We start from the raw sequence: 19,550 nt of genomic DNA, 5'->3' as shown, positions 1-19,550 counted from the left end.
CCAGATGAGCAAGCTGACTTTTACGCCGGCCGTGCCAACGTTGACCTACGAGCGGGTAGTCCAGCAGATCGAAGAAGCGATCCTGTCCAAGGAGATCAAGCCGGGACAGCATCTGCCCAGCGAACGCGAGCTGATGGCTCAATTCTCGGTCAGCCGCCCCACGGTTCGCGAAGCGCTCCGGGTGCTGCAAAGCCAGGGGCTCATTGCTTCCAAGCCCGGAGGCCGCAGCGGCCCGGTGGTCCTGCCGGTGTCCACGGATCATCTGGGCCGGTCCTTCGCCAACCTCACCCGGATTTCCTCGCTGTCGCTCGACGAGCTGGTGCAATTCCGCATCGTGCTGGAAAGCTCTGCCTGCCAGCTGGCGGCAGTCATGCACAATGAGGAGCAGCTCGCCGCGATGCGCGATGCCATCGAGCGCATGGAAATCGAGTCCGGCACCGGCTCCGATTCCTTCAACCGCGCCGACCTGGATTTCCACGCCGCCGTATGGGAAGCCAGCCACAACAGCATCCTGCGGATCTGCGGCGAAGCCGTCGCCGGCGCCATCTTGCAGGTCATGAATGACCAGATGAGCCACGCGGATAATGAAACCCGCGAAATGAAGAAGGTCGTCTCCCTGGACCGCGCCATCTTCGATGCCATCGAGGCCGGCGACCCGGTGGCCGCTGGGGACGCGGCCAGAACAGCGATCTCTTCGTACTTCCATAAGAGCCTGGATGAACAGGGCCTGCTGGGAGTCAAGGCGCTCACCGAGAAACGCTAGCCCCGGTCCGCCGCCGCAAGACCGGACCTCACAGCATCTTGCGCATGATCAGCCTGGGCAGCCGGCTGGCCAGGGCATCGCTGACGCCAACTACCTCGAAGCCGGCCTCTTCAAACATCTTGCGGGTCCCGACAAAGGCCATGGTCAGATCCATCCTGCCCTCGGGATCCACCGGGTATGCTTCCACCGCCGGAGCACCCAGGCTCTTGGCATAGTCCAGCGCGCCGAGCACCATCTGGCGATTCACTCCCCTGCGCCGATAGCCTGCCCGCACTACCATGCAGATGATGCTCCAGACCGCGACCTCGTCCACCGGGCGAATCAGCTTCGAGTTCTGCAGCCTCGGAATTTGGGCCCGCGGCGCAATGCTGCACCACCCCACCGGCTCGCCATCCAGGTAGGCAATGACTCCCGGGGCGATCTTTTCGCGGCTCAGCGAGCACATCGCTTCATAGCGGCTCTCCCCTCCGCGGTCCCGGATCTCCTGGGCGCTGAGCCGATGGGACAGGCACCAGCAGTGCTTCTCGCGGTGATTGGGATTCACTACCGCAGCGAAATCCGGCATCCTCGGCTCGGTCAGCGGTTCAATTCTCAGGGCAGGAGCGATGTTCATGCCACCATCTTGCGCTTGACCGGCATCGATGGCCAGAGCCCGGGGGACGAAAAAGTTCGGGTTTTCCCTAATGAACTTCTCCGGTTCCCTCGGTATCCGCACTGACCTGCGCAATCTACTGTTGAATTATGACTTCGACACCCTGGTCCCTCGCGGGCACCTCAACCGGGCGCCCTCCGCTGAAATTGGGCCTCACCCTGCTGCATTTGGCAGTGCTCGGCAGCTTCGGCACGATCGGGCTTTCGCTGCTGATCGCCTGGCTGGCCCTGGGCTTAGGGCTGGTCCCGCTGCTGGGCATCGGACTGCTCTTCCTGGCCGCGTTGCTGGCCACCCTCTTCGCCGTGGCCCGCGCGGAGATCCTGCGTATCAGCGGGCTCTACGGCATCGACGCGGTGCCGCTGCACTGGCCGGCCCGCCGCGGCCCCGGCTTCGGCGAGTACCTGAGAACCCTCGGCCGCGCGCTGGGCGACGGGCGCATGTGGGCGGCCCTGGGCAGCCTGGTACTCTCCTGCATCGCCGGCACGATCATGCTCGGCGTGCTGCAGTGGACGGTGCACTTCGCGATCATTTCCTTCGCTCCGCTTTCCAGTGCAGAGACTGTGGCAGGTCCCTTCTCGCTGCATACCCCGGCCGCCCAGGCCCCGTGGCTGATGCTGCTGGCCATCGCGGGAGCCGGACTTGTCATCGGCACCGCCTTCTTGCACCGCAGCATCACCGTCGGCATCATCGGGTCCCTGGCCCGGGAAACCGAACTGACCGAGCGGGTGCGCAGCACCACGGTGCAGCGCGAAGGCGCGGTGCGCGCCGCCGAGGTGGAACGCACCCGGATCGAGCGCGACCTGCACGATGGAGTCCAGCCCCGGCTGGTCTCGGTGGCGATGACCCTGGGCCTGGCCCATCAGCAGATCGACAGCAACCCCGAGCAGGCCAAGGAATTGGTGGCCGAGGCCCACGCCTCCACCAAGTCGGCCATTACCGAGCTGCGCCAGCTAACCCGCGGCATCTACGCCTCGGTGCTCGATGACCGCGGCCTGGACGCGGCACTATCCGCGGTCGCCGGCCGCTCGCATATTCCGGTCCAGCTCGATGTGCAGCTGCAGGGACGCTACCCCCGGGTGGCCGAAGCGGCCGTGTACTTCGCGATCGCCGAGGCGCTGACCAACGCCGCCAAGCACTCGCGGGCCCAGCGCTGCCTGGTCACCGTGCGGGTGCGCGAAGCCAGCGGGCAGCCGCACCTGTGGGCGCGGGTTGAAGACAACGGCGTGGGCTCGGCCCGGATCACCCCCGGCGGCGGATTGGATGGCATCAACAACCGGGTGCTGGCAGCCGGTGGAACCCTGCACCTTCAAAGCCCTGCCGGCGGACCAACAACCGTGGAAGTGAGCGTGCCATGCGTGTACTGATTTGCGAGGACTCGGTGCTGCTGCGCGAAGGGCTGGTGCGCCTGCTGGATCACAGCGGCCACCGCGTTGTCGCCGACCTGCCCGATGCCACCGGGCTGATGGACTTCCTGGGCTCGGCCGCCGCTGAGGACTTCCCGCAGATCGCCATCTTGGATGTGCGGCTGCCGCCAAGCTACACCGATGAGGGCATCCGGGCGGCCTTGCAGATCCGCAAGGCCTACCCTGAGCTGCCGCTGCTGGTGCTCTCCCAGTATGTGGAGGAACGCTACGCCTCGGAGCTGATCTCCACCCAGTCCGGGGCCATCGGCTACCTGCTCAAGGACCGCGTGGCCGATGTCAGCGAGTTCATCGCCTCGCTGGAGCAGATTGCCGACGGCGGCACGATCCTGGACCAGGAAGTGGTGGCGCAGCTGTTGACCCGGCGGAACCACGATGACCGGATGCAGCGGCTGACCGATAGGGAACGCAGCGTCCTGGCCGCGCTGGCCGAAGGAAAATCCAATCAGGCGATTGCCGCCTTGCTCTTCCTCTCCGAAGCCAGCGTAGAAAAATACATCACCTCCATCTTCCAAAAGCTCGGACTGGAAGCCGACGGAACGGGCAACCGGCGTGTGCTGGCCGCCCTGGCGCATATGCACAACCTGGTCACCAGCCACACAGACAGGAACGGATCATGACTGACACGCAAACCACCCCAATGCCGCCGGTTCCTCCACAGCCCAACGGCAAGCCCCGGGGCAACGGCACGGCGCTGAATATCATCCTTGCCGTGATCGGCGGCCTGGTGATCCTGACCGTGCTGATCAGCTCGGCACGCAGCGCCTTTGCCGCGCTGAGCCGGGATAACGCCACGCAGAGCGCCAGCGTCCAGGGGGTCACCGGCCTGCAAATCACCGCCAGCGCGGGAAGCTTCGATCTGCGCTTTGCCAAGATCCAGGAAGCCACCTTGGAGGTGGAGAGCACCAACTCCCGGGACTGGAAGCTGAAGCGCGAAGGCGGCAAGCTGGTTGTCGACTCCCCGGATTCCTGGGGCGACTGGTGCTTCTTCGGCTGCGGCTTTGATGAAAACACCGCCGTGCTGACCCTGCCCGAGTCAATGAACGATGGCAGCCTGGATGCGTCATTCGAACTCGCCGCCGGAGACTTCAACGCTGTCGGCTCCTATAAGAACCTGGAGATCGAGGTAGGCGCCGGTGCATTGGACATGACCGGGACGGCGCAGTCGGCCAAGGTCCAGCTGGGAGCGGGCCGGGCCGACGTATCTCTGGAAGATGTGCAAACAGCGGACTTCGACATTTCGGCAGGCCGGCTCTCGGGCACCCTGTCCGGAACGGCACCGCAGAACATCACCGCCAAGGTCAGCGCAGGTTCCCTGGATCTTGAGCTTCCCGGCGGCACCTACGATGTGCGCCAGAGCGTTGAGGCCGGGGACGTGAGCAACCTGCTGGCCACGGAGATGGACTCGCCGAACAAGATCTCGGTGGATGTATCAGCTGGCCATGCCACCTTGTACCCGCAGGACTCCGGCCCCGGCCCCTGGGACAACTAACCAGGACCTGGCAAAACAGCGCGGGCTGCCAATGATCAAGAATCATCCACCAGGCCAGCGGGCGGCGGGAATTTTCCCGGCCGCCCGCTGTCGCGGGTTTAACAGGATGCTGGGCAACTCAGACCGCGATCAGCAGAACTTCGCATCATGATCGGAATTGCCGTCCTGGCGAGACCCGAAAATCGGGATCTGCCAAGCGGAACAGCATATTGGCCTGAAGCTGCTATCCCCGTGTAGCACTCTTTTGTCTAGCAACCTCAGCCTCGCACCTGCCTGTGAAGAAGTTTTCGGCGATGCCGGCAAGCACCGGGTTTTACTGCCGTCTGATCGCTATCCCGCCATCGACGAGTGCATTGATGAGATCTTCTGCCAAGAACGCTACCGACAGGGAAACCTGCGAAGGATCACCGAGCCCAGCTTCAGCTCGACCGGCCATCATGGAACCAGCCGATTCTGGACCAGCCGCGAAATGCTCTCTGAGATAGACCAGAGCTTCCATGGTGGATTGCTGGCTCAATTCGTCGTTCAAAAGACTCAAAAACCGGTTCCGAAGTTCTGATGTTTCTACGCTTCGGAGTATTCGATACGAATCGTGGGCGTCTTTGTCGTTCGAGCGCATGGGAGTTTGAAGACGTTCGACGATCTTGTGAATTTTTGCCACTAGAAGCGCAGCTGGCCCCGCAACTTTTGCAGAAATCGACCGGTTGTCGGCAAGGTCCAGCGAGGTAATCTCTTGAACATCGAAGTCGACAAGTGTGGCTTCGATACCCCGTGTTTGCCGGGCTGAAAATTTATCATGAGGCGGGATGCTGACGCTTCGTCGACCCGACCCAGCCAGTTTCCGGGGAACCATCAGATCCACAGGGATCCCATCCTCACGCAGCCACGATCCGGGTTGAGCACTTGGCAAAAACCCTGCGCGCCGCATGGCTTGTTCGATTCGTGGATCGTCTTGCAGAAGACGTGGATCCAGCGAAAAATCGCTATCGTTCGTCGCCGGAGCCAGTGCGACGTCAAGCTCCCCAGTGCGCAGGTAGACCGCCTGCGCGCCAATCACTACCAATGCATCGCGTTGGCCCTCCAGTGCTTGAAGCGCGTCTAACAGGCCTGCGCGCGCACGAACGAGAAGGCCAGGAGAATCACCGCCATAAGGACTCATTGGCCGCCATCCATCTGATGAGTTCTTCTGCTTCGCCAGGAGCGCGCCCTGGACCGGTCAGGAGGTCCACGGCCACCTGCGTAGGCGCGGCAATGCTCAAGCCATCCTCCCGCTGGCGAGCACCGTCGGTCAACACTGAATAGGCTGGTTCTGCAAGCAAGACATTTGCTCCCGAGTCCGTGGCGCGCAAGCCCCAACGTTGGGCAATTTCGGATGGGTTCTGCGCATAGGCCATCAGAGATCGGGATGGCGCATAGGGGGCCCACGCCTGGGCAGCGACGGACCCGGTAACCGCGTACGTACTGGGATCGGTTGCCAAGGCCAAGCCGATTGCGCTCTCAATGCCTCGTGGAGCAATCCATTGCGTGACAACGTTTGTAGCAAGAAACTCGTAATCGAGGGACCATCTGCGCAGGAGTTGTTCCCACGCGGGGATTCCAACAGTCGAGTCGTCGTTGCGCACCAGCAAGGCTTCCGATTCCAGGAACTCAACCACCCTGTATGCGGAGCCAGTGGACGTACGGGCGGCGGTGGCCAACTGCCTCATTCGCCATGGCCCGGGCGCATCAAGCAATGTACGGGCCACGCGTGCGGCGGGTTCGCCTTTCAGATTGCCTCGCGGACGGCCAGGTCCACGCCAAGGATCCAGGTCCAATCCTCGATCGGCAATGAATAAAGCTGGTGCATCGGAACGAATGTAGATGTTGCCCGTCGCGTCAACGTAGGAAATTCCCGAATCTGTGAGCTTGTTGCGCACCGAAGGCGATAGGTAGCGGGCAGCGACTAGCCCTATGTCCCATGCCCCCACGCTCTGCCCGGAAACCAATTGTTCCGTTAGCTGTGCGACATTTCGCGGATCAATTACGCTCTTGGTGTTAACGGCAATGCGAGCAGATTCTCCGGCAGGACTGGAGAATCGCATCAGGGCGTCAACCGCCGTCGCTGAGCTAGCCGTTTGCGGCTTGTCCACTGTCCAACCAGCAGGAAGCCGCTCTTCAAGCGCACGCTTCAATCCCTGGATGAGCATGCGCTCGGTGACCTGCTTGGGAAGCTCCCGGGCTGTTGACATGTTCAGATAATAGCATCTCTCCGTCAACGACGGAACAGTCTAATTTTCTGAACAAAGAGCTCCCGCAGAACTTCGCGCTGATTTCCCAGCGAGTGTTCTACGGGAGCGTTTAAGAGGTCTCCGAGGACTAGGCCTGCTTGTTCTTCAGCGCGGCCAACCGTGCCTCAACCTCGGAAAGATCAGGTGCTGCGGCTTCCAGCTCTGGGCCGGCTGGCGCCTGCTCGATGACGTCTTCCGGATTGTTGCTGGACTTCAAGGCCGCCAACCGGGCGTCAACCTCGGAGGCAGCCCCCAGATCCTCAAGCTGGGCGAACTGCGCATCAAGCGATGAGGAGGCCAGTTCCTGGGCGCCTCGGACCTTGGCTTCGTCCTGGCGGATCTTCTGCTCAAAACGGCTGATCTCGCTGGATGGATCGCTGAAGTCCAAGGCCTTCATGGTGTCCATCATCTGCGTCTGGGTCTTGGCATTGCGGGCACGAGCCACCAGCTCGTCGCGCTTGGCTACCAGCTCTTGGCGCTTGGACTGCATGGAGTTCAAGCCGGTCTTGAGCTTGTCGACCACTTCGCGCTGGCTGGTGACGGTGGACTGCAGCGAGGCAGCTTTCTTCTCCGCCGACATCTGGCGCTGGATGGCGACGGTGGCCAGCTGGTTGAATTTCTGCTGGTTGGAAGCGTCCCCGGCAGCGGCATATTCGTCCGCCTTGTTCGAGGCAGCCACAGCCTTGGTGCCCCATTCGGTGGCTTCCTGGCTCAGCTTGGCCAGGTCGTCCTCGGCCATGCGCAGATTGCCGATGGTCTGGGCAACAGCCTGCTCAGCCTGGGCAATGTTGTTGGTGTAATCGCGGACCGTCTGGTCCAGCATCTTCTTTGGATCCTCGAGTGCGTCCAGTGCCGCGTTGGCGTTGGCCTTGCCGATACCGAAAATTCGAGCCCAAATTGAGCGCTTCTGTGCCATGGTGCGTCCCCTTCATCGTCCTTTGATTAAAAGCTTAGGGGAAGAGCGCCTGCCTCAATAACCGAGTGTTGTTTCGATGAACTCAGGCGTCGAAGTGTCGTAGGTAGCGCCCTGGCGCATCGAGGAACAAGCGCCAGTTGCTGACCATTTCCAATTCGTCATAACTTGCCGGGCGAATCCCCCACTGGCCGATTTCATAGATTTTTGCCTGCGGCAGCGAGGCAAGAATAGGCGAATGGGTGGAAAGGATGACTTGGGATCCGCTGCGCAACAGATCGGAAATGTGCGAAAGCAGCATCAGGCAGCCGTTGAAGGAGAGCGCTGATTCGGCTTCGTCGAAAACCCAGAGGCCGTTGACGCTGGAGCGTTCAGTGAAGAACTCGATAAAGGATTCGCCATGGCTTTGGAAATTGTGCTTGCCGCGCGAGCCAATGGACCCCAGATAGGTGAAGAGCCCGTGCATGGTTTCGGCCCGCAAGAAGACTCCGGCCTTGGAGGCGCCTGCGCCGCGTTCCAGTTGCAGGTGCGACGACAAGCCTGACTCGGTCATTTGGGTTTGGTGCATGGAGTTGCGGGTTCCGCCCTCGGGATTCAACCCGAAAGCGGCGGCGATGCCTTCAACCAGCGTAGATTTGCCGGCCCCGTTTTCACCGACCAGCACTGTCAGCTGCCCCAGTTCCAGTCCTTCATCAAGGATCTGGCGCACCGCCGGGACCTGTGCCGCCCAATCGGTGCGGTCCATGGGTGCTTTGGGATGCTCGGCGATGCGTCGCACCGGCAAGGAATCAAAGAACGCGTTCATGCCCCAGAGAGTATCAGCCCCGCACGACAGGACGAGTTGCTGGTCGTACGGGGCTGGGGCTGCATCTTGCGGGCCCAGTCCACATTCGTTACCAGCATATGGAGGTTGGCGCTGGATGAGTGCACGATCGGCCGCATGACATAGGCCAGCGTTATTTGGGTCGTTTCGACAGGATAAGTGGCACATCGCTTTCAACATTGATCCAGTGCCTAAAATCTGGATGTATATAACCGGCCAAGGCTACGAGGTCCTCAAATCTTTGCTCTAGGTCTGAGGTCCAGATTCGATGGTGATGCCCAATCCTGTTTCGCAGGTCTCGTAGTGCGCCAACTTTGGAGCTGACTAGCAGTTGATTGCGTCCTTTCATATATGGGAAAGCCCCAGCGAGGTCCGGCCAGAGGAACATCTGACCTTTTGAAACCATTTGGTGCCAGAAGCCGAACGAGATTTCAGAGATGATCTGCCCCGGGGCCAAAGGCATACGGTTCCTACGCACCCGAGAAATAGCTAATTCAATATCGGCATATGGATAAGCATGAGCTCGGTGTCCCTTGCCTGAGTCGCGTCCTAGCTCCCTGGACTCATCGAAAATCCAATTTCCTGGTCGTCCTTTTGCCTCATGCCGTAAGTTCATCTGTCGGTCAATGGCATTTCTCAGTCCCACTTCTAAGTGGCCTAGGGATTCCCAAAATGCGGCGGAGATATCGGAGTTCCATCTATAAAGAAGCATTGCCTGGCTTTGAACGTCATGGCATTCAATTAGATAGTGCTTGAGACGTGCTGCTCCAAAGTGAAACTCGTAAAAGTCCCAGGATTGCAGGCTGGCCATCGATACCCACCTCGTCTAGAATTGAAGAGAACATCCCGGAACCGTCCCTGTAGTCTTTTCAATAGACCGATCACACGGCCGGGATTCTGCTTTTAATTCATGTTCTCAGGGTGATGACCCTTTGATCGGGGCAAGCCTCAAATTGTGGGCATAAATAGCCCTGGATGGTTTCAACGCCGTTTTGAACTGGCACCACGGATCTGCACTGCGTTCTCCTCAGATATTTCGGCCGGGGCGTGGCTCGATCATGCTGTGGCTATGTGTCAGCCTCCGAAATCAGCAGCGCCGCTTGCTCCATGCATTTCTCATGGGGCAAGCGGTGCTGAGAGATAATCCTACGTGTCAGATTCTCACGTCAGATCAGGAATTGCTACCGCTTACCGGCAGCATATTCCCGGCGAAGAACTCGCTAATTTCCTCACGGGCATCCAGCGGGAAGATGCCAGCAACATACTGGTCCGGTCGGACAATTACGATGGCGCCGTCCTTGCTGATCTCGCGGTCGCGGAAGATATCGCGTCCGTGGCCGGCAGCGAAAACCTGGTTGATATCGTGCAGTCCGTAGGGGACCTTCAGCGGCTGGAAGATCTTCGGCACGTCGTGCAGTTCTACCTCGGTGTAGTCCTGCTGGTAGATGGCCTTGGCATCAAAGACCGCATCCTGATCCACCCCGGCTGGAGTGTAGCGGTTGCGCGGGGACGCAGGATCCTTTTCCCACCAGGCCGCGAAGTCGGCCATGGCGGTGCCTTCCAAGGCAGGAGCTGCAGCATCGGCGAAGGCGTAGACCCGCCACCGTCCGTCGGCCTCATGGAAGTGGCCCAGATGGCGCCAGCGGTTATCGGAACGACGGATCACTTCAGCCGATTTGAAGCGCTTGCCCACCGGGAAGCCGGGTGCCAGATCCTGGTGCTCCAGCCCGGTGGTGATGGCCGATTCGGTGTACTGGGTCATGAAGCCGGCAGGGAATTCCTGGGTCTTGGTGTAGTACTTCTCCAGTTCATCCGGGTCTTCCCAGTCATCCACGGACTTGGCCATCAGGGTCGACCATTCCTTGTCGAAGTCGATGAGGTTCTGCGCGATGACCTTGCGCTCCTCGGCGTAGGTATCCAGCAGCGCGTCCGGGGCGCGGCCTTCGAGCACGGCGGCCAGCTTCCAGCCGAGGTTGAAGCCGTCCTGGATGGACACGTTCATGCCCTGGCCGGCCTTGGCCGAGTGTGTGTGGCAGGCGTCGCCCATGATGAAAGCCCGGGCGCAGCGGGTGCCGCGCTCGTGGTCTTCCACATCGTCAAAGCCGTCGGTGATGCGGTGGGCGACCTCGTAGACCGAGAACCAGGCGACGTTCTTCACGTCCATGGTGTAAGGGTGGATGATGCGATTGGCGGTGGCCACGATCTCTTCCACCGGGGTGTTGCGGATGGCCCCGGCATCTTCCGCGGTCAGTTCGCCCAGGTCCACGTAGAAGCGGACCAGATAGCCGCCTTCGCGCGGGATGAGCAGGATGTTGCCCGCCTCATGGGACTGGATGGAGCACTTGACCTGGATGTCCGGGAAGTCGGTGTTGACCATGACGTCCATGACGCCCCAGGCATGCAGGGCCGCGTCGCCGTGCAGCTTGTGGCCCAGCGAGCGGCGCACCTGGCTGCGGGCACCGTCGCCGCCGACCAGGTATTTGGCCTTCACGGTGCGTTCTTCGCCAGCGCGTTCTCCGGCCACGTACTTGATGTGCGCGGAGACCGGGTATTCGGCGCCAGGGTCGATCTCGCAGCCGAGGTATTCCACCCCGTAGTCCGGAGTGACCTTGCCCGGAGCGCGTTCCGCGTCGCGCAGGAAGTAGTCCAGGATGCGCGACTGGTTCACGTAGATATGCGGGAATTCGCTCATCCCGGTGGCATCGTCGGCGGCGCGCGAGTGGCGCTTGATGTTCGCCGGGTTTTCGGGATCCGGGGTCCAGAAGCACATCTCGACATTGCGGTAGGCCTCTTCAATGACCTCGTTGGCAAAGCCAAAGGCCTGGAAGGTTTCCACCGAGCGGGCCTGGATGCCATCGGCCTGGCCAACTTCCAGCCGTCCGGGGCGCATTTCGATGGCGCGCACGTTGATGCTGGGGAAACGGGAGAGCTGCGCGGTCACCACGGAGGCCGCCGGTCCGGTGCCGACAATCAGCACATCCATTTCGTCGGGAATTTCTGCTGCCCGGTTGATCCCGTAGCCGGCGGCTTCCTTGACGCGTGGATCTCCCGAGACGTATCCCCGGTGGTGAATCTGCATGGTGTGACTCCTAGGTCCGTGCCACAAAAACTTCATTATCTCTATAGTTGCGACACTGTTCTAACTATAGAAACAAGTGTAGCTTTACTTGCCCCTCGCGCACCATGGCCAGCGGCATTTTTCTGCGATGCCACAAATGATAGGTGAACTGAACTGGGAAAACAGGTGCGCCCAAGGATCTGAAATCATCTTCACAGGGCCACTTCAATACCCCTGTAACCCCCGGTTCACGTGGTGAGATCCTGTTTACCTGCCGGACACAGAACGGCCGAGGCCGGTGAAACATGCGCTCACTAGGCTGATGCACATGACAGCGACGAATGAACAACAGCAGGCACCGGCCAGCCTTGCCGACGGCACCACCCAGGGGCAATTGAATGCCGCCAAGGAGTCCCTGGAGGACTACACCCTGCGTTTCGCCCCGCGCTCCTATCGGCGCTGGGTGCCCTCGGTGGTGGCCACCAGCGCACTGGGCGGAATTGCCTACCTGGCGGACTTCTCCATCGGCGCGAATATCGCCCTGGCCCACGGCACGGCGAGCGCCATCACCGGCGTATTGATCGCGGCGCTGATCATCTTCGCCACCGGATTCCCGCTGGCCTACTATGCCGCCCGCTACAACCTCGACCTGGATCTGATCACCCGCGGCTCGGGGTTCGGCTACTACGGTTCGATCGTCACCAACGTCATTTTTGCCACCTTCACCTTTATCTTCTTCGCCCTGGAAGGCGCCATCATGGCCCAGGGCCTGGAACTGGGACTCGGGATCCCCAAGCCGCTGGGCTACGCGATTTCAACCCTCATGGTCATCCCGCTGGTCATTTACGGGATGAAAACCCTGGCCAAGCTGCAGGTATGGACCACCCCGCTGTGGCTGATCCTGATGGTTGTGCCCATGGTGTACCTCGTGGCCACCCACCCGGAATCCGTGGAGACATTCGTCAACTATGCCGGCGAGCAGGGCACCGGCGAGGGCGTGAACTTCGCGTCGGCCATGCTGGCAGCCGGTGTCTGCCTCTCGCTGATGGCGCAGATCGCCGAACAGATCGACTACCTGCGTTTCATGCCTCCCAAAACCGCCGCCAACGCGCGCAGCTGGTGGACTGCGGTGATTCTTGGCGGCCCGGGCTGGGTCATCTTCGGTGCCATCAAGCAGATCACCGGCATGTTCATCGCCGTCTACCTGATCGCCACGCTGGACCCTCAGGCCTCGGCCACCGCCAACGAGCCGGTGCACCAGTTCCTGGGCGTCTACCGCGAAATGATGCCGGCATGGCTGGCCATGAGCCTGGCCGTCGTCCTGGTGGTCATCTCGCAGATCAAGATCAACGTCACCAACGCGTACTCCGGTTCGCTGGCTTGGACCAACTCCTTTACCCGCGTGACCAAGACCTATCCAGGACGCATGGTGTTCGTACTGGTCAACCTGGGCATCGCGCTGATCCTGATGGAAGCGAACATGTTCGACTTCCTCAATACCGTGCTGGGCTTCTACGCGAACTGCGCGATGGCCTGGGTGGTCACGGTGGCCAGCGACATCGCCATCAACAAGTACCTGCTGAAGCTCTCCCCCAAGGTGCCGGAATTCCGCCGCGGCATGCTCTACGCGGTCAACCCGGTGGGCTTCATCTCGATGCTCGCCTCTGCCATCGCCTCGATCGCCGTGTTCTTCGGGCTGCTCGGCGAGCAGATCCAGCCGTTCAGCCCGCTGGTGGCCGTGGGCCTGGCGCTCTTGATGCCACCGCTGCTGGCCATCGCCACCAAGGGCCGCTACTACCTGCGCCGCAGCGATGACGGCATCGACAGCCCGCTGCTGGACGCCGAAGGCAACCCGAGCGACGAGCTGTACACCTGCTGTGTCACCGGCCTGCGCTTCGAGCGCCCGGACATGCTGGCCTCCGCGGTGCCCGGCCCGAATGGAGAACTGCAGTACATTTCTTCGCTGGCCTTGGCCACGGATCGCACCGGCGACCACCTGCTGCCGGCTGATCCACCGATCCGCTAGTTCCAGTAGCGACCCCGCGCAGGGGCGCTGATAACGGAAGGCAGGCTGCACCGTGCAGCCTGCCTTCCGTTGCCTATCGCCCCGGCAGTCCTGCCAATCAGCATCGGGGCATTGGGCTAGGCTGTGAGCTAGAAATAGATCACGTGAAGCAGTACCTTGCCGGGCTAACGGCAGGTGGGATGAAATGATGAAGCAATGACCAAATCCACCGAAGGCGGGTCCCAGACCTTGGGCCGCGGGCTCGAAGCGCTGACCCTCATTGGCGAATCCACGGCACCGCTGAGCGTTGCCGAACTAGCCGCGCAACTTGGAATTCACCGCTCCATGGCCTACCGCCTGGTCAAGACCTTCGAGCAGTACGGCTTTGTCGAGCGCATGCCTTCCGGTGATTTGGAACTGGGTGCACGCCTGGGCGCCTTGGCACGCAATGTCGCCAAATCCCTGCAGTCGGCAGCTGCCCCGCACCTGGCAGCGGTGTCAGACGAGCTTCGAATGACTGCCCTGCTGGTGGTTTTTGACGGCGAAGCCGCGGTCACGTTGAGCACGGCCGAGCCCCGAATGGCCGATGCCACTGTGGCCCAGCGCCCCGGTACGCGCCATCCCATTGACAACGGGGCACCCGGACGGGTCATCCGCTCGCAAATCAATCCGGTGCAATACCCGGCCAAGGACTTCGAATCCAGCCACGACGAGGTCATCCCGGGACTGCACTCCATCGCGGTCCCCTTGCTGCTGCCACAGGACAAGCCGGCGGCCGTTGCGGTAATCTATCCACCGCTGGAATTGGATGAAAACCATATCGCCCAGGTACTCACCACAGCCTCCGAGCGCATCTCTGCTGCTCTGGGAATCCGGCCGAAGTAAATACCTGAGCGATGGGTTGTACTGGTTATTGCCTACGCGGTGCAGGCTTCATTGGAGCATCCGGCATCACGCGGCTTGTAGGTTTCCGTACCTTCGACTTTTTCCCACACCACGTGACGATGCTGTCCGCAACGCTCGCATGAAGGAGCGAGGTAAGTGGCCCGCTCTTCCATGGTGTATGTCCGAAAATCACCCATCAGAACCTCTCTTAAACCAGCCTCGAATCAAGGACCCGGGGCGTGCTGGACCTGCTTGGTGCCTTCACTCTACGCGCGGATCACAGCACCGGCTAGAGTCGTTTCCAAACAGTTACCCACACCCGGCCAAGCAGCATTCCCGATGACCTGCAACACTGGTGCCGTGAACCAGCACAAGCCGATTCGCTACCCATCGCACTGCCCGGAAAGAAGATGTCATGAGCACCTCTGAACAAAAGCTCCAGCGGCTGAAGGAACGGATTGCGCTGCTGCTGAACAAGGCGGAAAATACCAATTTCCCTGCAGAGGCCCAAACCTTCCAAGAACACGCCGAGCGGCTCATGGTTCGCTATGGCATTGGACGTGCTGAACTGGACGCGCAGCCCACCGGTCCTGGCAAGAAGAAAGAGCCGATCATTGAAGAGCACTTCGATATGCGCGGCACCTACCGGCTGGGCCAGCGCGATGGGCTGTCTTCGGTAGGCCATGCCTTCAGAACCGTAACCCTGTTGCAAACGAACTATTCGAACTTCTGCCGCCTGTACGTCATCGGCCACGAGTCCGATGTGAGCACCGTCAAGAGCCTCTTCTCTTCGCTGGTGATCCAGGCAAGCCTGGCGATGAGCCATTGGTGGAGCGAAGAAGGAAAGTATGTGGCCTGGGATCGAACCGATTCCGAGAAGGTCATTGAGCGCCGCGAGTTCCAGCGCAGTTTTTACCTCCAGGTGGCAGAACGCATCAGCGGGCTCTACCGGGAAGAAAGCCAGCAGGGCGGCAGCGGTACCGAACTGGTATTGGTGAGCCGCAAGGAACAGGTGGACGACTTTGTCAGCAGCAAATATCCCTCCCTGCGGCGCAGCCGAAATCGTGCTGCCACCGGCAGCTTGAACGCCGCCCTAGCTGGACGGGTCGCCGGTAGCAGGGCCGATCTTGGTTTTGGAAAAGACGTCGAGTCCAACGGGACCGCAGGAGAAGTAGCCAGCTAAGGCTTCTTACTCGAAATCCCACCCCAAAATTCCCAATTAGATTCTCTAAGTGGAAATTTTCAATGGAAGGAATCCAACTCGCTCGTCCGTGAAAGCTGAAGGTACAGCAAAGGGCCGCTCCGAAGAACGACCCTTCATGCCAGCTGACGATTACCCGAGCTTGGCGCGAACCATCTGCGAGACAGCCTTGCCGTCAAAGCGGCCAGCGATTTCGGCGCCGACCAATTTCATCGCCTGGCCCATATCCTTCATGGACAGCTCATGATCTGCTGCTAGTTCGGCCATCACCCTATCTACGATGCCCCGGGCTTCTGCCTCGTCAAGCATTTTTGGGAGGTAGGTAGAAATGAACGCAGCCTCTGCCAGCTCGCGATCTGCCAGTTCCGTTCGCCCATCCTTGGCTGCCAGCTGCGCAGTTTCCTCGCGGTTGCCCACTTCCTTGCGCAACAGGTTCTCGACATCCTGGTCGTTGAGTTCGCTAGGGTTTTTGCCCGACTTCTCCTTGGTGCCAATGGCACTGAGGATATTGCGCAGAGTGGTTTTCTCCAGCTCGTTGCCTGCCTTCAGGTGGACGATGCTGTCTTCGCGCAGGCGATCTTTCAAACTCATGGGGTCTCGCTTTCAAAGTACGTGTGGTTGAAACTCTACCCGCTGGCCCCTGCGATCCAGTGGTCGTGTTGGTACGGTAGCTAAATGAAACCACTGCGCCTTGGAGCGATGATCACGGCTCTGATCCTTGCGGTGGTCATCGTGCTGATCTGGAAGCCCTGGGATGCGTTCAACTCCTGCGATGCTCCCAAGGAGTATTGTGCTCTCGCTGCGCAATTGGATCAGAGGGAAGGGATCGACTCGACCAGCGTCGAGCATGAAATCACCTCTGTTGACGCCAAGGACGGAAACTCCTCGCAAGCGTCATGGACGGTGAAACTCGATGAGCATCTGGCGCCTGAGCAGGCCGGCGACATCGCGCATTGGGCTTCATCCCGCATACAGGCCTTTATCGGCCAGCAATCCAAGGTGTACAGTTCCATTCGTTTTGTTGCCGGAGAACCACAGGATTCGGACGTCCCAAATCTGGCGCTGTACCCGCTGGATGTGTCGGACAGCGAGAACGTCAAAGAGCAAATAATCCAAGCGTTCTCCCTGCGCCAGCTCGGTGCCGACAGCGTGGGCCAGGGATCCGCGGTAGCCAAGGATATCCAAGGGATGAAGGTTCTGGGCGGCTATGCAGCCGAGCATGACGAACCGGTCTCCTTGCGGCTGGAAGACTCTTCACTGATCTATAGCTCTGATCAGCGATTGGATCCCGCCGAGTTTGATCTGGCCTTGGAAGCAGCGGCTCTGGATGCCGTTGACAGCGCAGTATTTGATTCCAGCGGCCTGTCGGTGCACACCACCGCTGAGGCAGGCTCGGAAGACACCGGCCGGATCAAAAAATGGCTCGCCAAGCATGCTCCACTGGAACAACCAGTGGCATTCACCCTGAGCAATGCTGGCTACTCAGACGTCATCGAAGGCTGGGTTGGCGGGAAACTGCCCGAAGAGCTCATCGCCCGTCCGGCGCGGCTGCCCGACAATGTGGCAGCTTGGCCCCAAGATCCCGCTGCCCCAGCCTGCACCGAGAACGATTTGGAACTAGCTCTTGGCTCCCCAGATGCCGCGTTGGGTTCAAGGTACATGGCTGTCTACGCCAAGAACATCTCAACGGCTCCGTGCGCCGTCGAAGGTTACCCGCAGGTTCAATTCCGCAACTCCCAGGGCCAGGCACAACAAGATGTCAGCCTGGCACCGATGGCCAGCATTCAATCCGAGCGTGTGGTTATCCCCGCCGGCGAAAGCATCCTCTCGGCGCTGAAGTGGAAAGCCATGTCCACCGCGAATGATCCAGATGCGACGACCTCGCTGGACATAGCGGCAGCTGCCGGATTCGAGCCCACCGAGCTTGTCCCCGAAGTTGAGGGCTCTGCCACGAGCCTCGATATTCTCGACGGCGGCGAGATCTCCCAAAGCCCGTGGCTTCAAGCCCTGGATGGCTGGCCGGCGCCTGGCACGGCCGGCCAGCAGTCGCCTGGAGCACGGCCTTAAGCGAAGCGCAGGAGTTACTGGGCGCGCGGCGGGAACTTCAACGGGTTGGAGACCGTGCCGGCCTTGAGCAGCACGGCGGCCTTCTTGCCGGTCCCGCTATCGAGGTATCGGCGCAACAGATGATAGCGAGGTCGCTGCGTGTGCCAACCAAGCTCCACCCAGGACCAGATATCCCGATAGACGGTGTAACCGGCCTGGATTAACGCGGTCGCGGAGTTGACGTTTCCACGCTCAAGAACGAGATGCATCGCCATCGGGCTTTCGCTGCCAGGATTGCTGCCAGGAACGCGGTGGTCGAGTTCGTCGAGGTTTGATGCAACCGGAAACGGCAGCATGCCGCCGACGATCGGCTCAGCCCCCGGGCACTGCTGGAACGATGCCGAAGAGAAAAATCAAAGCGCCTGTCTCAACAACTTGGATTGCTGGCCCGCGCCTTCCGCCCAGAAGATGCGGGCCTGCCGCTAGCAAAAACCAATTAGCCCAGCACAACACCGGTAAGCATCGCCGAACCCGAAAGCACTACACGGACCTGCCCCGAAGCCAACGACACCTCATAAACGTGCCCGCCCAGATCAGACACGAACGCCACCCCGCGCCCATGATCCAACGCCAGCCCGATAGCTTCCTTGAACCCGCGAGCCACAACCTCAACGACACCACCGCGATCGCCGGCGGCCGGGATCTGCGCACGGTTCAGCGTGTTGCCATCCGGCTCGGCGCCACGGTCGGTCCAGTAGAGCAGGTTGGAGTCCAATTCCAGTTCCAGATCGATTGGTTCTGGCAGGTTTTCCCAGAGCAGTTCGATATCGGTGCGCTGCGCGGCGTCGGCGCCTTCGGGCAGCTCCAGCCCGGCTCGCAGGATACGTCCCTGTCCGCCCTTGGCTTCGCCCTTCTGGGTCCAGTAGAGATAGCCGTTGACAGCATCCACGGCCACACCAACGCATTGATCTTCGATTTCGCTCGGGGTGGAGCCGGAGGTGCGCACCAGCGCAGTGATGTTGCTGCCATCGGCTTCGCAGCGGTAGACGCCGTGGTCTTCGCGGTCCGACCAGTACAGCCGGCCGGTTGCGGCATCGCGGGCCAGCTGCTTTCCGGTGGTGAAAGCTCCATCCTCAACCACGGTGCGAATGGCTCCGGTTTCCAGAGACAGGGCGCGGATGCCGCCGTTGCGCTGGTAGAACGGAGGCTCGCTGCCGTTGACCGGTTCCTCGTCAGGCTCGCCCATGTGGGTGAAGACCAGTTCGTTGTTTTCGCGGTCCAGGACTACGCCGTCAGGGACCACGCTCAGAGATTCAACTAAAGTAGCGGTGTCGCCGCTGGCGGTGTCAACCTTCAGGATTCCTCCCGGGACGGCGCTCAGTGCGTACAGGGTGCGGTCTGCTGGTTCCAGGTCGGCGGCGCCATGCAGTGCCGAAAGCATGGAATTGCGGCGAAGTTCATCTTTGTTCTCCACGAGGGCTCCTTGGAGTACAGCTCCCACATGGGCGGCGATGACAATTTGCGTGGTTTCGGCCAGGGAAATGGCCGGAGCGAGGCCGGCGGCATCCAGCAGGCTGCCGACAAACGGCATGAGCCGGTGCTGCAGGTCCCGTGAATGCTCATGCAGCGCCTGCTCAATGTCGTTGCTGCCCTGCGATTGCAATGCAAAGACCGCTCGAAGCGCGTACCAGTTGGCATCGGAGGGGACTGCGTCCAGCAGGCGCTCGACGGCTTTTTCCAGATCAATCCCCGGTTCGAAGGGCGGCATGGCCGATAGCTCGTCAAACAGGATCCGGGTCTTGTGCTCATACAGGGCGAAGAGCAGGTCGTTGATGCTGCCGAAGTTCGAATAGAAAGCGCCCCGGGTGAAGCCTGCCTGCTTGCAGACCGCGTCGATGCTGAAGGAAAGCATTCCGGCTTCGGCCAGCAGGCTCTCAGCGGCTTCAATCAGCCGGGCACGGGTGTTGCTGCGGCGCCGGACGGTTTCGTTCATTGTGACCTCTCTCATGACCACACCCATCAAT

17 protein-coding genes and 1 pseudogene are annotated in these 19,550 nt (G+C 60.9%); 9 read left to right on the top strand and 9 right to left on the bottom strand.

The genetic code is table 11. From position 1 onward, the window contains the following. Positions 1 to 4 precede the first annotated feature (4 nt). Entirely contained in the window at positions 5 to 763 is a 759-nt protein-coding gene (locus H6F58_RS01930; RefSeq protein WP_060702785.1) for a FadR/GntR family transcriptional regulator, read from the top strand. A gap of 28 nt (positions 764 to 791) precedes the next feature. On the opposite strand, the gene H6F58_RS01925 is transcribed toward H6F58_RS01930, so the two are convergent. After that, positions 792 to 1,376 (bottom strand): GNAT family N-acetyltransferase, encoded by a 585-nt coding sequence (locus tag H6F58_RS01925; protein ID WP_195180978.1) that lies wholly within the window; start codon positions 1,374 to 1,376, stop codon positions 792 to 794. Positions 1,377 to 1,504: 128 nt separating this feature from the next. Between H6F58_RS01925 and H6F58_RS01920 the strand changes: the two genes are divergently transcribed. Genes H6F58_RS01920 through H6F58_RS01910 form a run of 3 tightly spaced genes read left to right on the top strand, consistent with a single transcriptional unit; the run spans position 1,505 to position 4,328 of the window. Further along, positions 1,505 to 2,779, top strand: coding sequence for a histidine kinase (locus H6F58_RS01920; RefSeq protein WP_195180977.1), 1,275 nt, complete (start codon positions 1,505 to 1,507; stop codon positions 2,777 to 2,779). Further along, positions 2,767 to 3,456 carry a response regulator transcription factor gene (locus H6F58_RS01915; RefSeq protein ID WP_195180976.1) on the top strand — a complete coding sequence of 230 codons (690 nt, stop codon included), beginning with the start codon at positions 2,767 to 2,769 and terminating at the stop codon, positions 3,454 to 3,456. Before H6F58_RS01920 ends, H6F58_RS01915 begins: the two co-directional genes overlap by 13 nt. Next, the gene (locus H6F58_RS01910) at positions 3,453 to 4,328 is read left to right on the top strand and encodes a DUF4097 family beta strand repeat-containing protein (RefSeq protein WP_195180975.1); all 876 of its coding nucleotides are present in this window, start codon (positions 3,453 to 3,455) and stop codon (positions 4,326 to 4,328) included. The genes H6F58_RS01915 and H6F58_RS01910 overlap by 4 nt, the downstream gene beginning before the upstream one ends. A 313-nt stretch (positions 4,329 to 4,641) precedes the next feature. On the opposite strand, the gene H6F58_RS01905 is transcribed toward H6F58_RS01910, so the two are convergent. From H6F58_RS01905 to H6F58_RS01880, 6 genes are all read right to left on the bottom strand, one after another. Further along, positions 4,642 to 5,487 (bottom strand): hypothetical protein, encoded by an 846-nt coding sequence (locus H6F58_RS01905; protein ID WP_146276551.1) that lies wholly within the window; start codon positions 5,485 to 5,487, stop codon positions 4,642 to 4,644. Continuing rightward, positions 5,468 to 6,556: a hypothetical protein gene (locus H6F58_RS01900; RefSeq protein ID WP_206693390.1), complete on the bottom strand. Its 1,089-nt coding sequence runs from the start codon at positions 6,554 to 6,556 to the stop codon at positions 5,468 to 5,470. The genes H6F58_RS01905 and H6F58_RS01900 overlap by 20 nt, the downstream gene beginning before the upstream one ends. A 127-nt stretch (positions 6,557 to 6,683) precedes the next feature. After that, positions 6,684 to 7,511 (bottom strand): PspA/IM30 family protein, encoded by an 828-nt coding sequence (locus tag H6F58_RS01895; protein ID WP_075972516.1) that lies wholly within the window; start codon positions 7,509 to 7,511, stop codon positions 6,684 to 6,686. A gap of 82 nt (positions 7,512 to 7,593) precedes the next feature. Further along, the gene (locus H6F58_RS01890; RefSeq protein WP_195180974.1) at positions 7,594 to 8,313 is read right to left on the bottom strand and encodes an AAA family ATPase; all 720 of its coding nucleotides are present in this window, start codon (positions 8,311 to 8,313) and stop codon (positions 7,594 to 7,596) included. A 151-nt stretch (positions 8,314 to 8,464) separates the two neighbouring features. Beyond that, positions 8,465 to 9,142, bottom strand: coding sequence for an Abi family protein (locus H6F58_RS01885; RefSeq protein WP_195180973.1), 678 nt, complete (start codon positions 9,140 to 9,142; stop codon positions 8,465 to 8,467). Positions 9,143 to 9,502: 360 nt separating this feature from the next. Further along, positions 9,503 to 11,410, bottom strand: a complete 1,908-nt coding sequence (locus tag H6F58_RS01880; protein WP_195180972.1) for an FAD-dependent monooxygenase — start codon at positions 11,408 to 11,410, stop codon at positions 9,503 to 9,505. 307 nt (positions 11,411 to 11,717) lie between these two features. On the opposite strand from H6F58_RS01880, the gene H6F58_RS01875 reads away from it, so the two are divergent. The 3 genes from H6F58_RS01875 to H6F58_RS01865 all read left to right on the top strand — a co-directional run bounded on the left by H6F58_RS01875 (position 11,718) and on the right by H6F58_RS01865 (position 15,462). Further along, positions 11,718 to 13,415 (top strand): hypothetical protein, encoded by a 1,698-nt coding sequence (locus H6F58_RS01875; RefSeq protein WP_195180971.1) that lies wholly within the window; start codon positions 11,718 to 11,720, stop codon positions 13,413 to 13,415. 195 nt (positions 13,416 to 13,610) lie between these two features. After that, positions 13,611 to 14,279 (top strand): helix-turn-helix domain-containing protein, encoded by a 669-nt coding sequence (locus tag H6F58_RS01870; protein WP_060702794.1) that lies wholly within the window; start codon positions 13,611 to 13,613, stop codon positions 14,277 to 14,279. A 415-nt stretch (positions 14,280 to 14,694) separates the two neighbouring features. After that, positions 14,695 to 15,462: a DUF2786 domain-containing protein gene (locus H6F58_RS01865; protein ID WP_171918904.1), complete on the top strand. Its 768-nt coding sequence runs from the start codon at positions 14,695 to 14,697 to the stop codon at positions 15,460 to 15,462. 150 nt (positions 15,463 to 15,612) lie between these two features. On the opposite strand, the gene H6F58_RS01860 is transcribed toward H6F58_RS01865, so the two are convergent. Further along, complete coding sequence (locus H6F58_RS01860) at positions 15,613 to 16,071, bottom strand: GatB/YqeY domain-containing protein (protein WP_195180970.1); 459 nt, start codon at positions 16,069 to 16,071, stop codon at positions 15,613 to 15,615. 84 nt (positions 16,072 to 16,155) lie between these two features. On the opposite strand from H6F58_RS01860, the gene H6F58_RS01855 reads away from it, so the two are divergent. Further along, complete coding sequence (locus tag H6F58_RS01855; RefSeq protein ID WP_171919466.1) at positions 16,156 to 17,547, top strand: DUF4232 domain-containing protein; 1,392 nt, start codon at positions 16,156 to 16,158, stop codon at positions 17,545 to 17,547. A gap of 195 nt (positions 17,548 to 17,742) precedes the next feature. After that, positions 17,743 to 17,921 (top strand): annotated as a pseudogene (locus H6F58_RS18075) (IS3 family transposase); the annotation flags it as partial. 101 nt (positions 17,922 to 18,022) lie between these two features. Here the strand turns inward: H6F58_RS18075 and H6F58_RS01845 are convergent. Next, positions 18,023 to 19,519, bottom strand: a complete 1,497-nt coding sequence (locus H6F58_RS01845; protein WP_195180969.1) for a TetR/AcrR family transcriptional regulator — start codon at positions 19,517 to 19,519, stop codon at positions 18,023 to 18,025. Between the last annotated feature and the right edge of the window lie 31 nt (positions 19,520 to 19,550).

It is taken from the genome of Glutamicibacter sp. FBE19 (assembly GCF_015524875.1).
GTDB classification, from domain to species: domain Bacteria; phylum Actinomycetota; class Actinomycetes; order Actinomycetales; family Micrococcaceae; genus Glutamicibacter; species Glutamicibacter halophytocola.
The sequence above is the reverse complement of the archived record's forward strand: the minus strand, read 5'-3'. Positions and strand labels throughout refer to the sequence as shown.